12 protein-coding genes are annotated in these 14186 nt (G+C 70.1%); 5 read left to right on the plus strand and 7 right to left on the minus strand.

Annotated elements, in window-relative coordinates; all coding sequences use genetic code 11:
• Window positions 1-14 precede the first annotated feature (14 nt).
• Entirely contained in the window at window positions 15-449 is a 435-nt protein-coding gene (mce, locus tag BLR46_RS12120) for a methylmalonyl-CoA epimerase (protein WP_093252579.1), read from the minus strand.
• A gap of 126 nt (window positions 450-575) precedes the next feature.
• Here mce and BLR46_RS15115 point away from each other — a divergent pair, with 126 nt between their 5' ends.
• Together BLR46_RS15115 and BLR46_RS12125 are read left to right on the plus strand one after the other, a co-directional pair.
• Window positions 576-731 (plus strand): hypothetical protein, encoded by a 156-nt coding sequence (locus BLR46_RS15115; protein WP_176761766.1) that lies wholly within the window; start codon window positions 576-578, stop codon window positions 729-731.
• A gap of 4 nt (window positions 732-735) precedes the next feature.
• Entirely contained in the window at window positions 736-1272 is a 537-nt protein-coding gene (locus BLR46_RS12125; protein WP_093252581.1) for a PH domain-containing protein, read from the plus strand.
• Here the strand turns inward: BLR46_RS12125 and pgm are convergent, their stop codons facing one another.
• Complete coding sequence (gene pgm / locus BLR46_RS12130; protein ID WP_093252584.1) at window positions 1273-2889, minus strand: phosphoglucomutase (alpha-D-glucose-1,6-bisphosphate-dependent); 1617 nt, start codon at window positions 2887-2889, stop codon at window positions 1273-1275.
• 53 nt (window positions 2890-2942) lie between these two features.
• Between pgm and BLR46_RS12135 the strand changes: the two genes are divergently transcribed.
• Both BLR46_RS12135 and BLR46_RS12140 read left to right on the plus strand, forming a co-directional pair.
• Entirely contained in the window at window positions 2943-3839 is an 897-nt protein-coding gene (locus tag BLR46_RS12135; protein WP_093252586.1) for a tetratricopeptide repeat protein, read from the plus strand.
• Window positions 3840-3890: 51 nt separating this feature from the next.
• Window positions 3891-4889: a hydroxyacid dehydrogenase gene (locus BLR46_RS12140; protein WP_093252589.1), complete on the plus strand. Its 999-nt coding sequence runs from the start codon at window positions 3891-3893 to the stop codon at window positions 4887-4889.
• Window positions 4890-4899: 10 nt separating this feature from the next.
• Here the strand turns inward: BLR46_RS12140 and BLR46_RS12145 are convergent, their stop codons facing one another.
• The 5 genes from BLR46_RS12145 to glgX all read right to left on the minus strand — a co-directional run bounded on the left by BLR46_RS12145 (window position 4900) and on the right by glgX (window position 12965).
• The gene (locus tag BLR46_RS12145) at window positions 4900-5670 is read right to left on the minus strand and encodes an NUDIX hydrolase (protein ID WP_093252590.1); all 771 of its coding nucleotides are present in this window, start codon (window positions 5668-5670) and stop codon (window positions 4900-4902) included.
• A 1-nt stretch (window position 5671) separates the two neighbouring features.
• Window positions 5672-7567 (minus strand): 1,4-alpha-glucan branching protein GlgB, encoded by a 1896-nt coding sequence (gene glgB / locus BLR46_RS12150; RefSeq protein WP_093252591.1) that lies wholly within the window; start codon window positions 7565-7567, stop codon window positions 5672-5674.
• A gap of 74 nt (window positions 7568-7641) precedes the next feature.
• A complete protein-coding gene (locus BLR46_RS12155; RefSeq protein ID WP_093252592.1) occupies window positions 7642-8790 on the minus strand; it encodes a phosphotransferase in 1149 nt (382 codons plus the stop codon).
• A gap of 2 nt (window positions 8791-8792) precedes the next feature.
• Complete coding sequence (locus BLR46_RS12160; RefSeq protein WP_176761767.1) at window positions 8793-10784, minus strand: alpha-1,4-glucan--maltose-1-phosphate maltosyltransferase; 1992 nt, start codon at window positions 10782-10784, stop codon at window positions 8793-8795.
• Between the two features lie 36 nt (window positions 10785-10820).
• The gene (glgX, locus tag BLR46_RS12165; protein WP_093252596.1) at window positions 10821-12965 is read right to left on the minus strand and encodes a glycogen debranching protein GlgX; all 2145 of its coding nucleotides are present in this window, start codon (window positions 12963-12965) and stop codon (window positions 10821-10823) included.
• 94 nt (window positions 12966-13059) lie between these two features.
• On the opposite strand from glgX, the gene BLR46_RS12170 reads away from it, so the two are divergent.
• Complete coding sequence (locus BLR46_RS12170; protein ID WP_093252599.1) at window positions 13060-14178, plus strand: cysteine desulfurase family protein; 1119 nt, start codon at window positions 13060-13062, stop codon at window positions 14176-14178.
• Window positions 14179-14186 lie beyond the last annotated feature (8 nt).

The following is a 14186-nucleotide window of genomic DNA, read 5'->3' on the forward strand; positions in this document are numbered from 1 at the left end:
CTCGCCCAACATCCTCAGTTGGCGAGCTCCACGATTTCGAGGAGCACGCCACCCGCGTCCTTGGGGTGCACGAAGTTGATCCGCGACCCGGCCGTGCCGCGCTTGGGCTCCGGGTACAGGAGCCGGACACCGCGGCTCCGGAGCACCTCGCTCACGTGGTCGATGTCGGCCACGCGGTACGCCAGCTGCTGGAGGCCGGGTCCCTTCTTGTCGATGAACTTCGCGATCGTGGACTCCTCGTTCAGCGGCGCCAGCAGCTGGATCTTCGCGTTCTCGGCGCCCTGTTCGCCGGTGCCGATCATGGCCTCGGCGACGCCCTGCTCCTCGTTGACCTCGCGGTGCAGTTCACGCCAGCCGAACTTCTCGGCGTGGTAGGCGATGGCCTCGTCGAGGTCCGGGACGGCGATGCCGACGTGGTCGATGCAGATGAACAGATCAGAATTCTCCATGGCACGAGCTTTCCACACGGCGCCGCGCGCCTCGGCGGCGGGGTGGCAAATCCCGCTCCTCGGCGCGCCGGGCGAAGAACTCTTGGCCAGGCTTGGCAGAATGTTCGACGAATCGTAGGAGGACTTGTGGTTTCTTGGATCAAGCGCGTGCTGCTCGTGCTCGTCGCGGCGTTCGTGGTCTTCTACCTGTTCACGCGCCCCGAGGCCGCGGCCGAGGCCGTCAAGACCTTCTTCGGCGCGTTCGAGGCGCTGGGCAGGTTCTTCACGAGCCTGGCCAGTTAGGGCGATGCTCGCCAGACTGCTCGAGCCGCAGGTGGAACGGCACCTGCTCGTGGACGAGGGGGAGATCATCGTCGACGAGGTGCGCAAGCACTGGGCCGCGAGCATCGGCTGGTACTTGCTGCTGGCCGCCAGCACGCCGATCTTCGCGCTGATGATCCCGGCGGGCCGCTTCTTCTGGCTGCCGCTGGCGGCTGGACTCGCGGCGTTCCTCACCTCGATCTGGAAGATCCACGTCGTGCACATGGACCGATTCGTGGTCACCAACATGCGGGTCTTCCGCGTGCACGGGGTCTTCAACCAGATGCTCGCGACGATGCCCATGACCCGCATCCTCGACATCTCGCTGCACCGGCCGCTGGCGGGCCAGATCTGGAACTACGGGCACTTCACCTTCGAATCCGCAGCCCAGGACCAGGGCCTGCGCGACATCCGCTTCGTGGGCAGGCCCGAGGAGCGCGACCTCACGATCCAGCGCGTGATCCAGCGCGCCGGCCTCCGCCGGACCATGCGGCCCAGCGAGAAGGCCGACGCGGACTACTGATCAGCCGAGCGCGGCGTCGACGAGGTCCCGCGCGGCGGCCTGGACCTGCGCGAGGTGGTCCGCGCCGACGAGCGACTCCGCGTAGATCTTGTACTTGTCCTCGGTGCCGGAGGGGCGGGCCGCGAACCAGGCGTTCTGCGTCGTCACCTTGATGCCGCCGATGGCGGCACCGTTGCCGGGGGCGTGTGACAGCACCGCGGTGATCGGTTCTCCCGCGAGCTCGCGGACGGATACGTCGTCGGGGCTGAGGCGGCCCAGCCGCGCCTTCTGCTCCCGGTCCGCGTCGGCGTCGACACGGGCGTAGAAGGACCTGCCGAACGCGCTCTCGAGCAACGCGTAGTGCTCGCTGGGGGTCTGGCCCGTGACCGCGATGATCTCCGATGCGAGGAGCGCGAGCAGGATCCCGTCCTTGTCGGTGGTCCAGGTGCGTCCCTCCATGTCCAGGAACGACGCGCCGGCGGACTCCTCTCCGCCGAAGCCGATGTCGCCCGACATCAACCCGGGGACGAACCACTTGAAGCCGACCGGAACCTCGACAAGCCGCCGCCCCAGCTTCGCGGCCACCTTGTCGATGAGCGACGAGCTGACCAGCGTCTTGCCGATCCCCGCATCGGGGCTCCAGCCCTTGCGATGGCTGTAGAGGTAGTTGATCGCCACCGCGAGGTACGCGTTGGGGTTCATGAGGCCCGCATCCGGGGTGACGATGCCGTGCCGGTCGGCGTCGGCGTCGTTGCCGGTGGCGACGGTGTAGCGGTCGCGCTGCTGGACGAGCGACGCCATCGCGTCGGGAGAGGAGCAGTCCATCCGGATCTTGCCGTCCGTGTCGAGCGTCATGAAGGCCCAACGCGGGTCGACCGTCGCGTTCACGACCTCGATGGGGAGGCCCATGTCGGCGAGGAACTCCCAGTACTGGACCGCGGCTCCGCCCATCGGGTCCGCGCCGTGCCTGAGGCCGGCCGCCTTGATCGCGTCGAAATCGAGGGCGGTGCCCAGCTCCCGGCAGTAGGGCGTGCGGTAGTCGTAGCGGTGGACGTCGGCGCGTTCGTAGGCGACGCGGCGGATGCCCGACGGGTCGGCCATCAGTGCGTTGGCGCGGGCGGCGATCGCCTTGGTGGCGTCCGTGTCGGCGGGGCCGCCGTTCGGCGGGTTGTACTTGAAGCCGCCGTCCCGGGGCGGGTTGTGCGAGGGCGTCACGACGATGCCGTCGGCCTGCGCCTCGTGCTCGCGGTTGTACCGGATGATTGCGCGCGACAACGCCGGGGTGGGCGTGTACTCGTCCTCCCGCTCGGCAAGGGTCTCGACCCCGTTGCCGGCGAGGACCTCGATGGCCGTCCGCCATGCGGGGATCGAGAGCCCGTGGGTGTCCTTGGCGATGAAGAGCGGCCCGTCGATGCCCTGCGCGGCGCGGTACTCGACGATCGCCTGCGTCGTGGCTGCGATGTGCAGTTCGTTGAACTTCGTGTCGAGGCTCGACCCCCGGTGCCCGGAGGTGCCGAACACGACCATCTGGTCGGGGTCGGCCGGGTCCGGCGTACGGTCGTAGTACGCCGCGACGAGCTCGTCTACGTCGATCAGGTCTGATTCCTGGGCCCTTTGCCCCGCGCGTGGATGTGCCATGGCGTCATCCTATTGCGGTTGAACTGCCGCGCGGGGCAGACGAAGATAGACACATGACTTCTGAGAACTTCACACGACCCGGCGCAGTCGACCTCTCCGGCCTGGCCCAGCAGGCCACCACTGCGGAGGGGGGCTCCGGCTATGTGGTCGAGCTCACCGAGGCCGAGTTCGAGACGGTGGCGTCGCGCTCGATGCAGCACCCCGTGGTCGTCGAGTTCTACTCGCCCCGCGACCCCAACGGCGGCCCGGTCAGCGAGGCGCTCGCCGCGGCGGTGAACGCAGGAGAGGGCCGCTATCTCCTGGCGCGCGTCAACGTCGACCAGGAGCCCCGGATCGCGCAGGCGCTCGGCGTGCAGGCCGTGCCCACGGTGATCGCACTCCTCGCCGGCCAGATGGTGCCGCTGTTCCAGGGAACGAAGGGCGGTGACGAGATCGCCGACCTCCTCTCGCAGGTGTCGCAGGCCGCGGTCGCGAACGGGATCACCGGCCGGGCGGAGCCGATCGCCGCCGCCGGGGGAGGGGCGCAGGGCGCGGAGCACGTCGCGAACCCCCGCTTCGAGGCGGCCGATGCCGCGCTGGAGGCCGGCGACTACGCCGCCGCGGTGCGCGAGTTCGACAAGCTCCTCGCCGAGACCCCGGGCGACCCCGAGGTGGTCGCCGGCCGGGCCCAGGCCGCGCTCCTGGAGCGCTCCCTCGGATTCGATCCCGACGCGATCCGCGCGGCGGCTGCGGGCGGCGGGCTCCAGGCCCAGCTCGACGCGGCGGACCTCGACGTCATCCAGGGCCGCTACGAGGAGGCGCTCGACCGCCTGCTCGACTTCGCCGCGACGGCGGACGCCGACGAGAAGGAGGCGGTCCGCGTCCGGCTCCTGGAGCTGTTCGAGGTGATCGGACGGACCGACCCGCTCGTGCTGAAGGCGCGCCGCAGGCTCTCCACCGTCCTCTTCTGAGCGCGGCGAGTCGGCGTTGACGCTGGTGAAAGGCTTTTCTAGGGTAGGCCCATGACCTCCTCGAACGGTGCCCGCGTCTTCGTCGGGCTCGACGCCGCCACCCGCGCCGTCCTCTTCGACCGGCCCACGTGGGCGCGGCTCAACCGCCTCGCCCGCGTCGACTGCCTCGAAGACGCGCAGCGCCTGCCCGAGTCGCTGTGTTCGGAGTACGACGTGCTGGTCACCGGCTGGGGCACGCCGATGCTGGAACGGCTCGACGGCGACCGGCTGAAGCTGGTGGCCCACAGCGCGGGGAGTTGGCGCGCCGTCCTCACGGAGGAGGTCCTGGCCGGTGACGTGCACGTCACCCAGGCGGGCAGCGACCCGATGGCCAGGGCCGTGGCCGAGTTCGCGCTCACACTCTCGCTGATGCTGCTCCGCCACACCCACACCTACGACCGCGGGATGCAGTCGACGCGCGACTACTCCGCCAGCCGCGATCCCGAGTACGGGCGGTCGATCGAGGCGGTCCGGCACGGGCTCGTGGGCCTCAGCCGCGTCGGCATCTGGCACTTGCGGATGCTCCGTGGGCTGGGCTGTGACGACGTCGTCGCCTACGACCCCTACTTCCCGCAGGAGCGTGCCGCCGACCTCGGCGTCCGGCTGGGGACCCTGGAGGAGGCCATGGCGAGCGACGTCGTCGCCCTGCACGCGCCGGTGACCGCCGAGACACAGGGCATGGTGGGTCGCCGCGAGCTGGGGCTCATTCCCGACGGCGGCGTGCTCATCAACACCGCGCGCGCGGCGATCGTCGACGGCGCGGCGCTGGAGGCCGAGTTGCTCTCGGGTCGTATCAGGGCCGGCCTGGACGTGTTCGACGAGGAGCCGCTGCCCGCCTCGTCGCCCCTCTACGGTCTGCCCAACGTGATCCTCACCCCGCACGTGGCCGGCGCCACCACAGAGGCGAGGTTCCTGCAGGGCCGGAGCGTCGTCGACGAGATCGAGCGGCACCTGGCCGGCGAGCCCCTGCTGCACCGCATCGAGCCGGGGCGCGCGGCGCAGCTCAGCTGACCTCGACGGCTCAGTAGCCCGCCTCCGTGTGGCCGGTCTCGCCCGAGAGTATCTTGAGGATCCGCCTCGCCGAGAGTTCCGTCACGAACTCGCCGACGCGGTCGGGCTCCACCCAGTGCAGCGCCCGGAGCTCGCGGTCCGCAACGCGCACCGACTCCGCCACGGGGTGCGGCAGCGTCCCGCCGTGGTACAGGAACTCGATCGCGTCGGACCAGCCGAGGTACGGCGGCATCCAGTCGACGATGGCCGGCTGGCCCAGCTCGACCGTGATGCCGAGTTCCTCCTGGATCTCGCGCTGCGCGCCGATCCGGGGCGACTCGCCGGGCTCGACCACACCGCCCGGGAGCTCCCAGTCGGTCTTGTAGTTGGTCTCGAGGAGCAGCACCTGGCCCACGACGTTCGTGAACAGCGCGTGGGCGATGACGCGCTTGGTCGGCAGCACCGTGTCCATCACGCTGGAGAAGCCGATCGCCCCGTAGACCACGTCGGTGGCCAGGCGCGCGTAGACCAGGATGTCGCCGAGCTCTCCCGACGGCATGACCAGCGCCTGGCGCAGCCGGCCCTCCTGCCGGAACCCCGCGCGGTGCAGCGCGATCCGGGCGGGGAAGTCGTCGGCCGGGATCTCGACCGTGAGCCGTCGCAGGTTGTGCGCCAGCATCGCGTCGTCGGCGGCGACGCTGATGCCGCGCTCCAGGGTCGGCGGGTCCACGGTCTGCTCCGACCAGGTCAGCTTCCCCGTGCCTCCCTGACCGACGTGGACGTCGACCCTGAAGTCGCGCATCTCAGTCGGCGTTGCGGCGCAGCCAGATGGAACCCAGGGGCGGCACGGTCACGGTCGCGCGCGCCGGGAAGTGGCTCCACGGCTCGGCCTTGGCGTGCACGGCGCCGAGGTTGCCGTACTGGCCGGAACCGTCGTAGGCAGGGGCGTCGGTGTTGAGGATCTCGGTCCAGGTGCCGTCGGTGGGGAGGCCGATCTCGTAGTCCTGGAGGGGATCGGGCGAGAAGTTCGTGATGCAGGCGACGTGGTTGCCCTCCTCGTCGCTGCGCACCCAGCTGAGCGTGTTGTGGCCGGGGTCGTCGGCGTTGATCCACGAGAAGCCGGCCGGGTCGCTGTCCAGCCGCCACAGCGCCGGGTGCTCGCGGTAGACCAGGTTGAGGTCGCGGAACAGCCGCTGGAGCCCGCCGTGGCCCCACAGGTCGGACACCCACCACTCGAGGCTGACGGACTCGTTGAACTCGGGCCGCTGGCCGAACTCGCAGCCCATGAAGATGAGCTGCTTGCCCGGGAAGCTCCACATGAACGAGTAGTAGGCGCGCAGCGTGGCGAACTTGCGCCAGTCGTCCTGGGGCACCTTGTTGAGCATGGAGCCCTTGCCGTGCACGACCTCGTCGTGGCTGATCGGCAGGATGAAGTTCTCCGAGTAGGCGTAGACCATCGCGAACGTGAGCAGGTTGTGCTCGTACTGCCGGTAGACCGGGTCCAGTTCGAGGTAGCGGAGGGTGTCGTTCATCCAGCCCATGTTCCACTTGAACCCGAAGCCGAGGCCGCCGTCGTCGACGGGCTTCGTCACGCCCGGGAAGCTGGTGGACTCCTCGGCGATCATCAGGATGCCCGGCTCACGCTCGTAGAGGTGGCGGTTGACGTAGCGCAGGAAGTCGATGGCCTCGAGGTTCTCGCGTCCGCCGAACTGGTTCGGCACCCACTCGCCCTCCTCGCGGGAGTAGTCGAGGTAGAGCATCGAGGCGACGGCGTCCACGCGGAGCCCGTCGACGTGGAACTCCTTGATCCAGTACAGCGCGTTGGAGACGAGGAAGCTCTTCACCTCGTTGCGCCCGTAGTTGAAGATGTAGGTGCCCCAGTCGCGGTGCTCGCCCTGGCGCGGGTCCTCGTGCTCGTACAGGGCGGTCCCGTCGAAGCGACCCAGGCCCCACGCGTCCTTGGGGAAGTGGCCCGGCACCCAGTCCATGATCACGCCGATGCCGGCCTGGTGCAGCCGGTCGATCAGGTACCGCAGGTCGTCGGGCTTGCCGAAGCGCGACGTGGGGGAGAAGTACCCGGTGACCTGGTAGCCCCAGCTGGGCTCGAAGGGGTGCTCCGCCAGCGGCATGAACTCGACGTGCGTGTAGCCCTGCCAGGTGACGTACTCGACGAGTTCCTCCGCGAGCTCCAGGTAGGACTTGCCCTTGCGCCAGCCGCCGAGGTGCACCTCGTAGATGCTCATCGGTTCCTGGTGGGCCTGGGAGGCCCGCCGCCGGGCCATCCAGTCGTCGTCGGACCAGACGTACTTCGACTCGTAGACGATCGACGCGTTGGCCGGGGCCTGCTCGGCGAACTTGGCCACGGGGTCGACCTTCTCGTGCCAATGGCCGGAGCGGTCCTGGATCTTGAACTTGTACAGCGTCTCCTCGCCGAGCCCGGGTACGAACAGCGCCCAGACGCCCGTTCCGGGGATCAGCTCCATGTCGTCGCCGGTCCACCAGTTGAACGGTCCGACGACCTGCACCCGCTGCGCATTCGGCGCCCAGACGGCGAACCGGACCCCGGTCAGCGTGCCGCGCTCGTCGTCCTCGACGGTGACCAGGTGGCTGCCGAGCCGTTTCCAGATCTCGGTGTCGCCACCGCTGTGGAAGCCTTCGAAGTCCCAGCCGGCCAGGCCGCCGAATTTGTCGTGCGCCATCACATCTCCTAGTCGTAGGTGCTGTCCACCAATCTAGCGCCCTGCCCCTTCACACGAGGTCGGGCCGGGGAAGATCAGCCCGCGGAGCCGAGCAGCGCGTCGATGCCGGAGAGCGGCACGTCCAGCAGGTGGGGGCGGAACCGCGCCTCGTACACCGCCTCGTAGATCGCCTTGTCGAGCTCGTAGGCGGTGAGCAGCGGGTCCCGCGTCGGCTCTTCGAGCCCGTATCCGGCCGTGAAGGCGCGCCGGGCGCCGGCGAGCCAGTCGGCGTCCGCCGCCCCGGCCTCCGCCGCGTACTCGAAGCTGCGCAGCATCCCGGCGACGTCCCTGAGCGGGGAGTCGAGCTCGCGTCGCTCCGGGACGGTCTTCATCGGCTCGCCCTCGAAGTCGACGTAGCGCCAGCGGCCCGCGCTGAACAGCGTCTGGCCGAGGTGGCAGTCGCCGTGGATGCGCTGCGTCGGGACGGTGACGCCCGCCAACGCCCCGAACGTGCGCTCGGTGCGATCCCCGAAGGGCCGCAACTGCTCGACCGAGGCGGCCGCCGCGGCGTAGCGCGACGTGAACGTGGCGGCCAGGCGGGTCGGGTCGGTGGTCCCGGTGCCGAGGCTCTCGCGGAGCCGCTGGTGCACCGTCGCGAGCCCGACGCCGAGCGCGTGCGCGTGTTCGGCGAACGAACGGTCCGCGGAGGCGTGCTCCACCGCCATGTCGTAGCCGTCGTGGGGGTCGGCCAGCGCCTCGACGAGGATGCCCAGGCCCACGTCGCCGTGCTTCCAGGTCCCGTACAGCTCCGGCGCCGCCCCGCTGCCCTTGAGCGCGCCGAGCACCTCGGCCTCGATGTCGCCGCCCGGCTCGACCCGTCGGAGCACCTTCAGGAGGGTGCCGTTGTCGAAGAAGACGTTGGTGTTGGACTGCTCGCCCGCGAAGCGACGGGCCGCGGTCGGCGCCGGGCCGGTGCCCAGCAGCACCAGGTCCGGGGAGCCGGCGGTGAACGCCTCCCACAGCTTCAGCCCGTCGTCGACCGCCTCCACGAGGGCGGGGCGTTCCGACTCGACCACCGGGACGTGGTAGGTCTCCTGCTGGCCGTCGGCGTAGCCGACGTCGACCAGCAGCGACCGCACGTCGGCGACCGGTTCCAGGGGACGGACCCCGAGCAGCCGCGGTTCGCGGCCGCGACCCCCGAACCAGCGGGCGTTCTCGACGAGGTCCCAGAGTGCGGCCTCCATGGTCACTGCCGCAGGCTCAGGATGTGCGCGGGCTGCGCGGGGTAGAGCTTCACGAAGTTCCGCTCGCCCCACTGGTACTCCTCGCCCGTCAGCTCGTCGTGGGCGACGACCGGCCGGTCGCGGTCGAAGCCGAGCGCCTCGAAGTCGAGGTACACCTCCGAGTACACGTCGTGGTCCGGCGACAGGCTGCACACGGTGAGCACCACGTCGTCCCCGTCGGTCTTCGAGAACGCGATGATCTCCTCGTGCGGCACGTGGTGGAACTGCACGTCGCGAAGCTGCTGCAGCGCGGGGTGCTCCTCGCGGATCTCGTTCAGGCGCCCGATGAGCAGGTTGAGGTTGGGCTGCGCGTCGAAGTCGCGCGGGCGGAACTCGTACTTCTCGGAGTCGAGGTACTCCTCGCGGCCGGGCGCGTTGGCCTCGTGCTCGAACAGCTCGAACCCGGAGTAGACGCCCCACGAGGGCGACATTGTCGCCGCGAGCACCGAGCGGATCGAGAAGGCGGCCGGATTGCCGGACTGCAGGAAGAACGGGTTGATGTCCGGCGTGTTCACGAAGAAGTTCGGCCGGTAGTAGTCCGCCATGGTGGTGGAGAGGTCCGTGAGGTACTCGGTGAGCTCCCACTTGGTGTTGCGCCACGTGAAGTAGGTGTAGGACTGCTGGTAGCCGACCTTGCCGAGAGTGGCCATCATCTGGGGGCGGGTGAAGGCCTCGGCCAGGAAGATGACCTCCGGGTGGTCCGCGTGGATCTCCTTCAACAGCCAGTCCCAGAAGTCCACGGGCTTTGTGTGGGGGTTGTCGACGCGGAAGACCGTGACGCCCTTGTCGATCCAGAACTTCAGGAGCCTCAGCGACTCGTGGTAGATCCCGACGGGGTCGTTGTCGAAGTTGATCGGGTAGATGTCCTGGTACTTCTTCGGCGGGTTCTCGGCGTACGCGATGGTGCCGTCGATGCGGGTGGTGAACCACTCCGGGTGCTCCTGCACCCAGGGGTGGTCCGGGGAGGCCTGCAGCGCGAAGTCGAGGGCCACCTCGAGGCCGAGCGAGTGGGCCTTCTGCACGAAGCGGTCGAACGCGTCGAAGTCGCCCAGGTCGGGGTGGATGGCGTCGTGGCCACCGGCTGCGGATCCGATCGCCCACGGGGATCCCGGATCGGCGTCGGTGGCGTCGAGGGTGTTGTTCTTGCCCTTCTTGAAGGCGCTGCCGATGGGGTGGATCGGCGGCAGGTAGACGATGTGGAAGCCCATCCGGGCCGCCGCCTCGAGGCGTTCGTGCGAGGAGTCGAAGGTGCCGGAGTGCCAGTTGCCCTGTTCGTCCTGCCAGGCCCCTTGGCTGCGCGGGAAGAACTCGTACCACGACGAGTAGAGCGCGCGGCGGCGTTCCACGCGGATCGGGTACTCGGCCGACGGCGAGACCAGCTCGCGGGGACCGAACCGGGCCATGGCCCGCATGATGGGCCGCGAGGTCACGAGTTCGAGTACCTCGTCCGCGTCGCTCGCGGCCTCGGACATGGAGTCGGCGGCGCCACGAAGCAGCTGCGCGGCCCCGTGGACGCCCACCTGGTCGGCGTGGGTGGCCGCCCGCTCGAGCAGGTCACGGCCCTCCATGAAGACCAGGTCGACGTCGACGCCGACCGGCAGCTTCTTCTCCGCGTGGTGCACCCAGGTGCCCCACGGGTCGGACCAGCCCTCGACGCGGTAGCTCCACTCGCCCTCCTCGGCCATGCGGACGTGCGCCTCCCAGATGTCGAGGCCCAAGGGCTCGATCTGGCGCATGTCGATGCGGCGCTGGCGGCCGGAGGGGGACGTGAGGATGACGGAGGCGGCCACCGCGTCGTGCCCTTCGCGGAACACGTTGGCGGTGATGCGCAGCCGTTCATGGACGACGGCCTTGACCGGGTAGGTGCCGCACTCGATGACGGGACTGATTCCGGTGACCGGGATGCGACCGAAGCCGCCGGGCGTACGATTCAGGCGCTTGTGAGGGAACTCCACGCCCAGCAGCCTACCGGGCGGGGTGCGTCAGTCGAGTCACTCGCCGAGATCGGCGGGCGCCGGCGGTGTGACGGCCGCCTTCGCGGCCTCCAGCTCGGCGGCGGTGCGCGCCACGTCGCCCGCGAGCAGCAGCACGCTGCGGGCCGGCACGGTGACCACCTCGTACGGCCCGTAGGGGCCGGGGGTGAGCTCGGAGCCGTCCGCCGACGACCAGGCGACCTCCCAGCCGCGCGCCGACTCGGGCCCCGGCAGCGTGATTTCCTCCTCGCCCGCGCCGGCGTTGAACCAGGCCAGGAACGCCGACTCGAGGTCGGAGACGTACATCCCGAGGAGCTGGCGCGACCCGTCGCTCCAGGCGTTGGGGCTCATCAGCGCGCCGTCGCGGTCCACCCACGTGAGGTCGATCCGGGACAGCGGCTCCCCGTCGGGGTCCACGAGCTCCCGGTGGTAGCGGTAGCGGTCGCTGCGGAGGACCGGGTGCCGGCGTCGGAGGGCGATCAGCGCCCTGACCTTGTCCTGGACGACGCGCCACTCGTCGTCGATGTCCCAGTTGACCCACGACACCGGCGTGTCCTGGCAGTAGGCGTTGTTGTTGCCGCGCTGCGTCCGGCCGAACTCGTCGCCGGCCACGATCATGGGCGTGCCGACGGCCAGGAGTTGGGTCGCCTGGAAGTTGAGCACCTGGCGGCGCCGCAGGGCGTTGATGCCCGCGTCCTCGGTCTCGCCCTCCCAGCCGTGGTTCCAGGAGCGGTTGTTGTCGGTCCCGTCACGGTTCGACTCGCCGTTGGCCTGGTTGTGCTTCACGTCGTAGCTGACCAGGTCCCGCATGGTGAAGCCGTCGTGGGCGGTGACGAAGTTGACGCTGGCCTGCGGGCCGCGGTCCGGACGGTCGAAGATGTCCGGAGAACCTGCCAGTCGGGTGGCGAGCTCGTTGACGCCTCCGGCGTGGCCGCGCCAGAAGTCGCGCACGTGGTCGCGGAACTTGTCGTTCCACTCGCTCCAGCCGGCCCCGAAGTTGCCGACCTGGTAGCCGAAGGGGCCGATGTCCCACGGCTCGGCGATGAGCTTGATGTCCTGGAAGGCGGGGTCCTCGTTGATCGAGCGGAGGAGTTCGTGGTCCTTCACGACGTGGTGCTCGGAGTCGCGGAACAGGGCGGTGGCAAGGTCGAACCGGAAGCCGTCCACGCCCAGCTCCTGCACCCAGTAGCGCATGGAGTCGATGATCAGGCGCCGCACCATGGGATGGGCGGTGTTCACGGAGTTGCCCACCCCGGTCACGTCGTAGTCGGAGCCGTAGTCGTTGCTCATCCGGTAGTAGGAGCGCTGGTCGAGCCCGCGGAAGGACAGTGTCGGGCCGTCGATGCCGCCCTCGGCGGTGTGGTTGTAGACGACGTCGAGGATGACCTCGATGCCGGCCTCGTGGAGGGCGCTCACCATCTGCTTGAAGTGGGTGATCTGGTCGCCGGCCATGCCGTGCGCCTTGTACATCGCGTGCGGGGCGAAGAACCCGAGGGTGTTGTACCCCCAGTAGTTCCGGAGCCCCTTCAACGCGATGAACGGCTCGGAGACGAAGTGGTGCACCGGGAGCAGCTCCACGGCGGTCACCCCCAGGCCCAGCAGGTACTCCACCACGGCCGGATCCGCAATGCCGAGATAGGAACCGCGCAGGTGGTCCGGCACATGGGGGTGCAGCTTGGTGAAGCCCCGGAGGTGCATCTCGTAGATCACGGACTCCGACATGGGCCGCCTCCTGGCGACCGGCGCGGGCGGTGGCGTGTCGGCGACCACCATGCCGAGCGGCACCGAGCCCAGCGAGTCGTTGGTGTCCATGATGTGCGGCGCGTCGCGGCGGTGGCCGCGGATGTCGCCGCGGAAGTCGACGCCGCCGATGATGGCGCGGGCGTACGGGTCGAGCAGGAACTTGTGCGGGTTGAAGCGTTGTCCCTGCTCCGGCTCCCACGGGCCGTCGGCCCGGAACCCGTACAGCTGCCCGGGCCGGACGCCCGGCACGAACCGGGTCCACACGCCGTCGTCGGAGCGGTGCATGTCGAGCTCGGAGGGCGTGGGGCGGTCGGTGACGAGGACCAGCCTGACGCTGGTGGCGGAGGGTGCCCAGACGGAGAACCGCGCACCGTCTTCTACGATGCGTGCTCCCAGCGGTGCGCTGGTGTAGAGCGTCATGAGTCTCCTCGCGCGAACCCGTTCCATCCGTCATCCTGCCAGAGCCGCGGCGGAAAGCCGGGACCGTGGGCGGTGCGGCGTATCTTGGTCAGCGATGAGCGAGCACGGAGTCTACTTCGATCACGCGGCGACGTCCCAGCTGAGGCCGGAGGCCGCGGAGGCGCTGCGCGCGGCACTGGCGGTGGCGGGGAACCCGTCGGCGCTGCACCGCGCCGGACAGCGCGCCCGGGCCCGGCTCGAGGAGGCGCGCGAGGAGCTCGCGGCCGCCATCGACGCGGATCCCAGCGAGGTCATCTTCACCTCCGGCGGCTCGGAGGCCGACTCGATCGCGGTGCTCGGGGGCCGACGGGCGCGGGGCGGACGGCTGCTGGTCTCGGCGGTGGAGCACCCGGCGGTCCTGGGCGCCCGCGACCGCGGCGCGGAGCTGATCCCCGTCACGGATGCGGGCCTGGTCGACGTCGACGCCGCGGCCGAGATGCTGCAGGACGACGTCGCGGTCGTGTCGGTCATGTGGGTGAACAACGAGACCGGCATCGTGCAGCCTGTGGAGGAGCTCCGGCGCCTCGCCCAGGCATCCGGCGCCTGGTTCCACACCGACGCCGTGCAGGCGCTGGGCCATGTGCCGCTGTCCTTCCGCGGCTCCGGGGTCGACATGCTGAGCCTCTCCGCGCACAAGGTGGGCGGACCCGTCGGCATCGGGGCGCTCGTGGCCCGCCGGGAGGTGAGGCCCGCGCCCGTCGGGCTCGGTGGGGGGCAGGAGCGCGAGGTGCGTTCCGGGACCGGCATGGTCGCGCTCGCGGCATCGTTCGCCGCGGCGGCCACCGTGGCGACGGGGGAGCTCGCGACGGAGTCCGCGCGGCTCGGCGCGTTCGGCGACCGGATCGCCGAGGCCCTCCGAGCGCTCGGAGCGACGGTGAACAGCCACGCCGCGCCGCACGCGCCCCACATCGTCAACGCGACGTTCCCCGGCACCCGGGCGGACGACCTCCTGTTCCTGCTCGACCAGCGCGGGGTCTACGCCTCCGTGGGCAGCGCCTGCCGGGCCGGGGTCCACCAGCCGTCGGAGGTGCTGCTGGCCATGGGCCGCTCGGAGGCCGAGGCCTCGTCGACCCTGCGCTTCTCGATGGGCTGGACCACGACCGCGGGCGACGTCGAGCGGCTCCTGGCGGTGCTGGAGGAGACCGTGCCGCTCGCGCAGTCGGCGTTCCGCTGACGCGCGGG

The sequence above is a fragment of the Tessaracoccus oleiagri genome (assembly GCF_900103275.1).
Classification (GTDB): Bacteria; Actinomycetota; Actinomycetes; order Propionibacteriales; family Propionibacteriaceae; genus Arachnia; species Arachnia oleiagri.

Coding starts and splice junctions, on each gene's coding strand:
- mce (WP_093252579.1), bottom strand. CDS start 449: ATGGAGAATTCTGATCTGTTCATCTGCATCGACCACGTCGGCATCGCC.
- BLR46_RS12125 (WP_093252581.1), top strand. CDS start 736: ATGCTCGCCAGACTGCTCGAGCCGCAGGTGGAACGGCACCTGCTCGTG.
- pgm (WP_093252584.1), bottom strand. CDS start 2,889: ATGGCACATCCACGCGCGGGGCAAAGGGCCCAGGAATCAGACCTGATC.
- BLR46_RS12135 (WP_093252586.1), top strand. CDS start 2,943: ATGACTTCTGAGAACTTCACACGACCCGGCGCAGTCGACCTCTCCGGC.
- BLR46_RS12140 (WP_093252589.1), top strand. CDS start 3,891: ATGACCTCCTCGAACGGTGCCCGCGTCTTCGTCGGGCTCGACGCCGCC.
- BLR46_RS12145 (WP_093252590.1), bottom strand. CDS start 5,670: ATGCGCGACTTCAGGGTCGACGTCCACGTCGGTCAGGGAGGCACGGGG.
- glgB (WP_093252591.1), bottom strand. CDS start 7,567: ATGGCGCACGACAAATTCGGCGGCCTGGCCGGCTGGGACTTCGAAGGC.
- BLR46_RS12155 (WP_093252592.1), bottom strand. CDS start 8,790: ATGGAGGCCGCACTCTGGGACCTCGTCGAGAACGCCCGCTGGTTCGGG.
- glgX (WP_093252596.1), bottom strand. CDS start 12,965: ATGACGCTCTACACCAGCGCACCGCTGGGAGCACGCATCGTAGAAGAC.
- BLR46_RS12170 (WP_093252599.1), top strand. CDS start 13,060: ATGAGCGAGCACGGAGTCTACTTCGATCACGCGGCGACGTCCCAGCTG.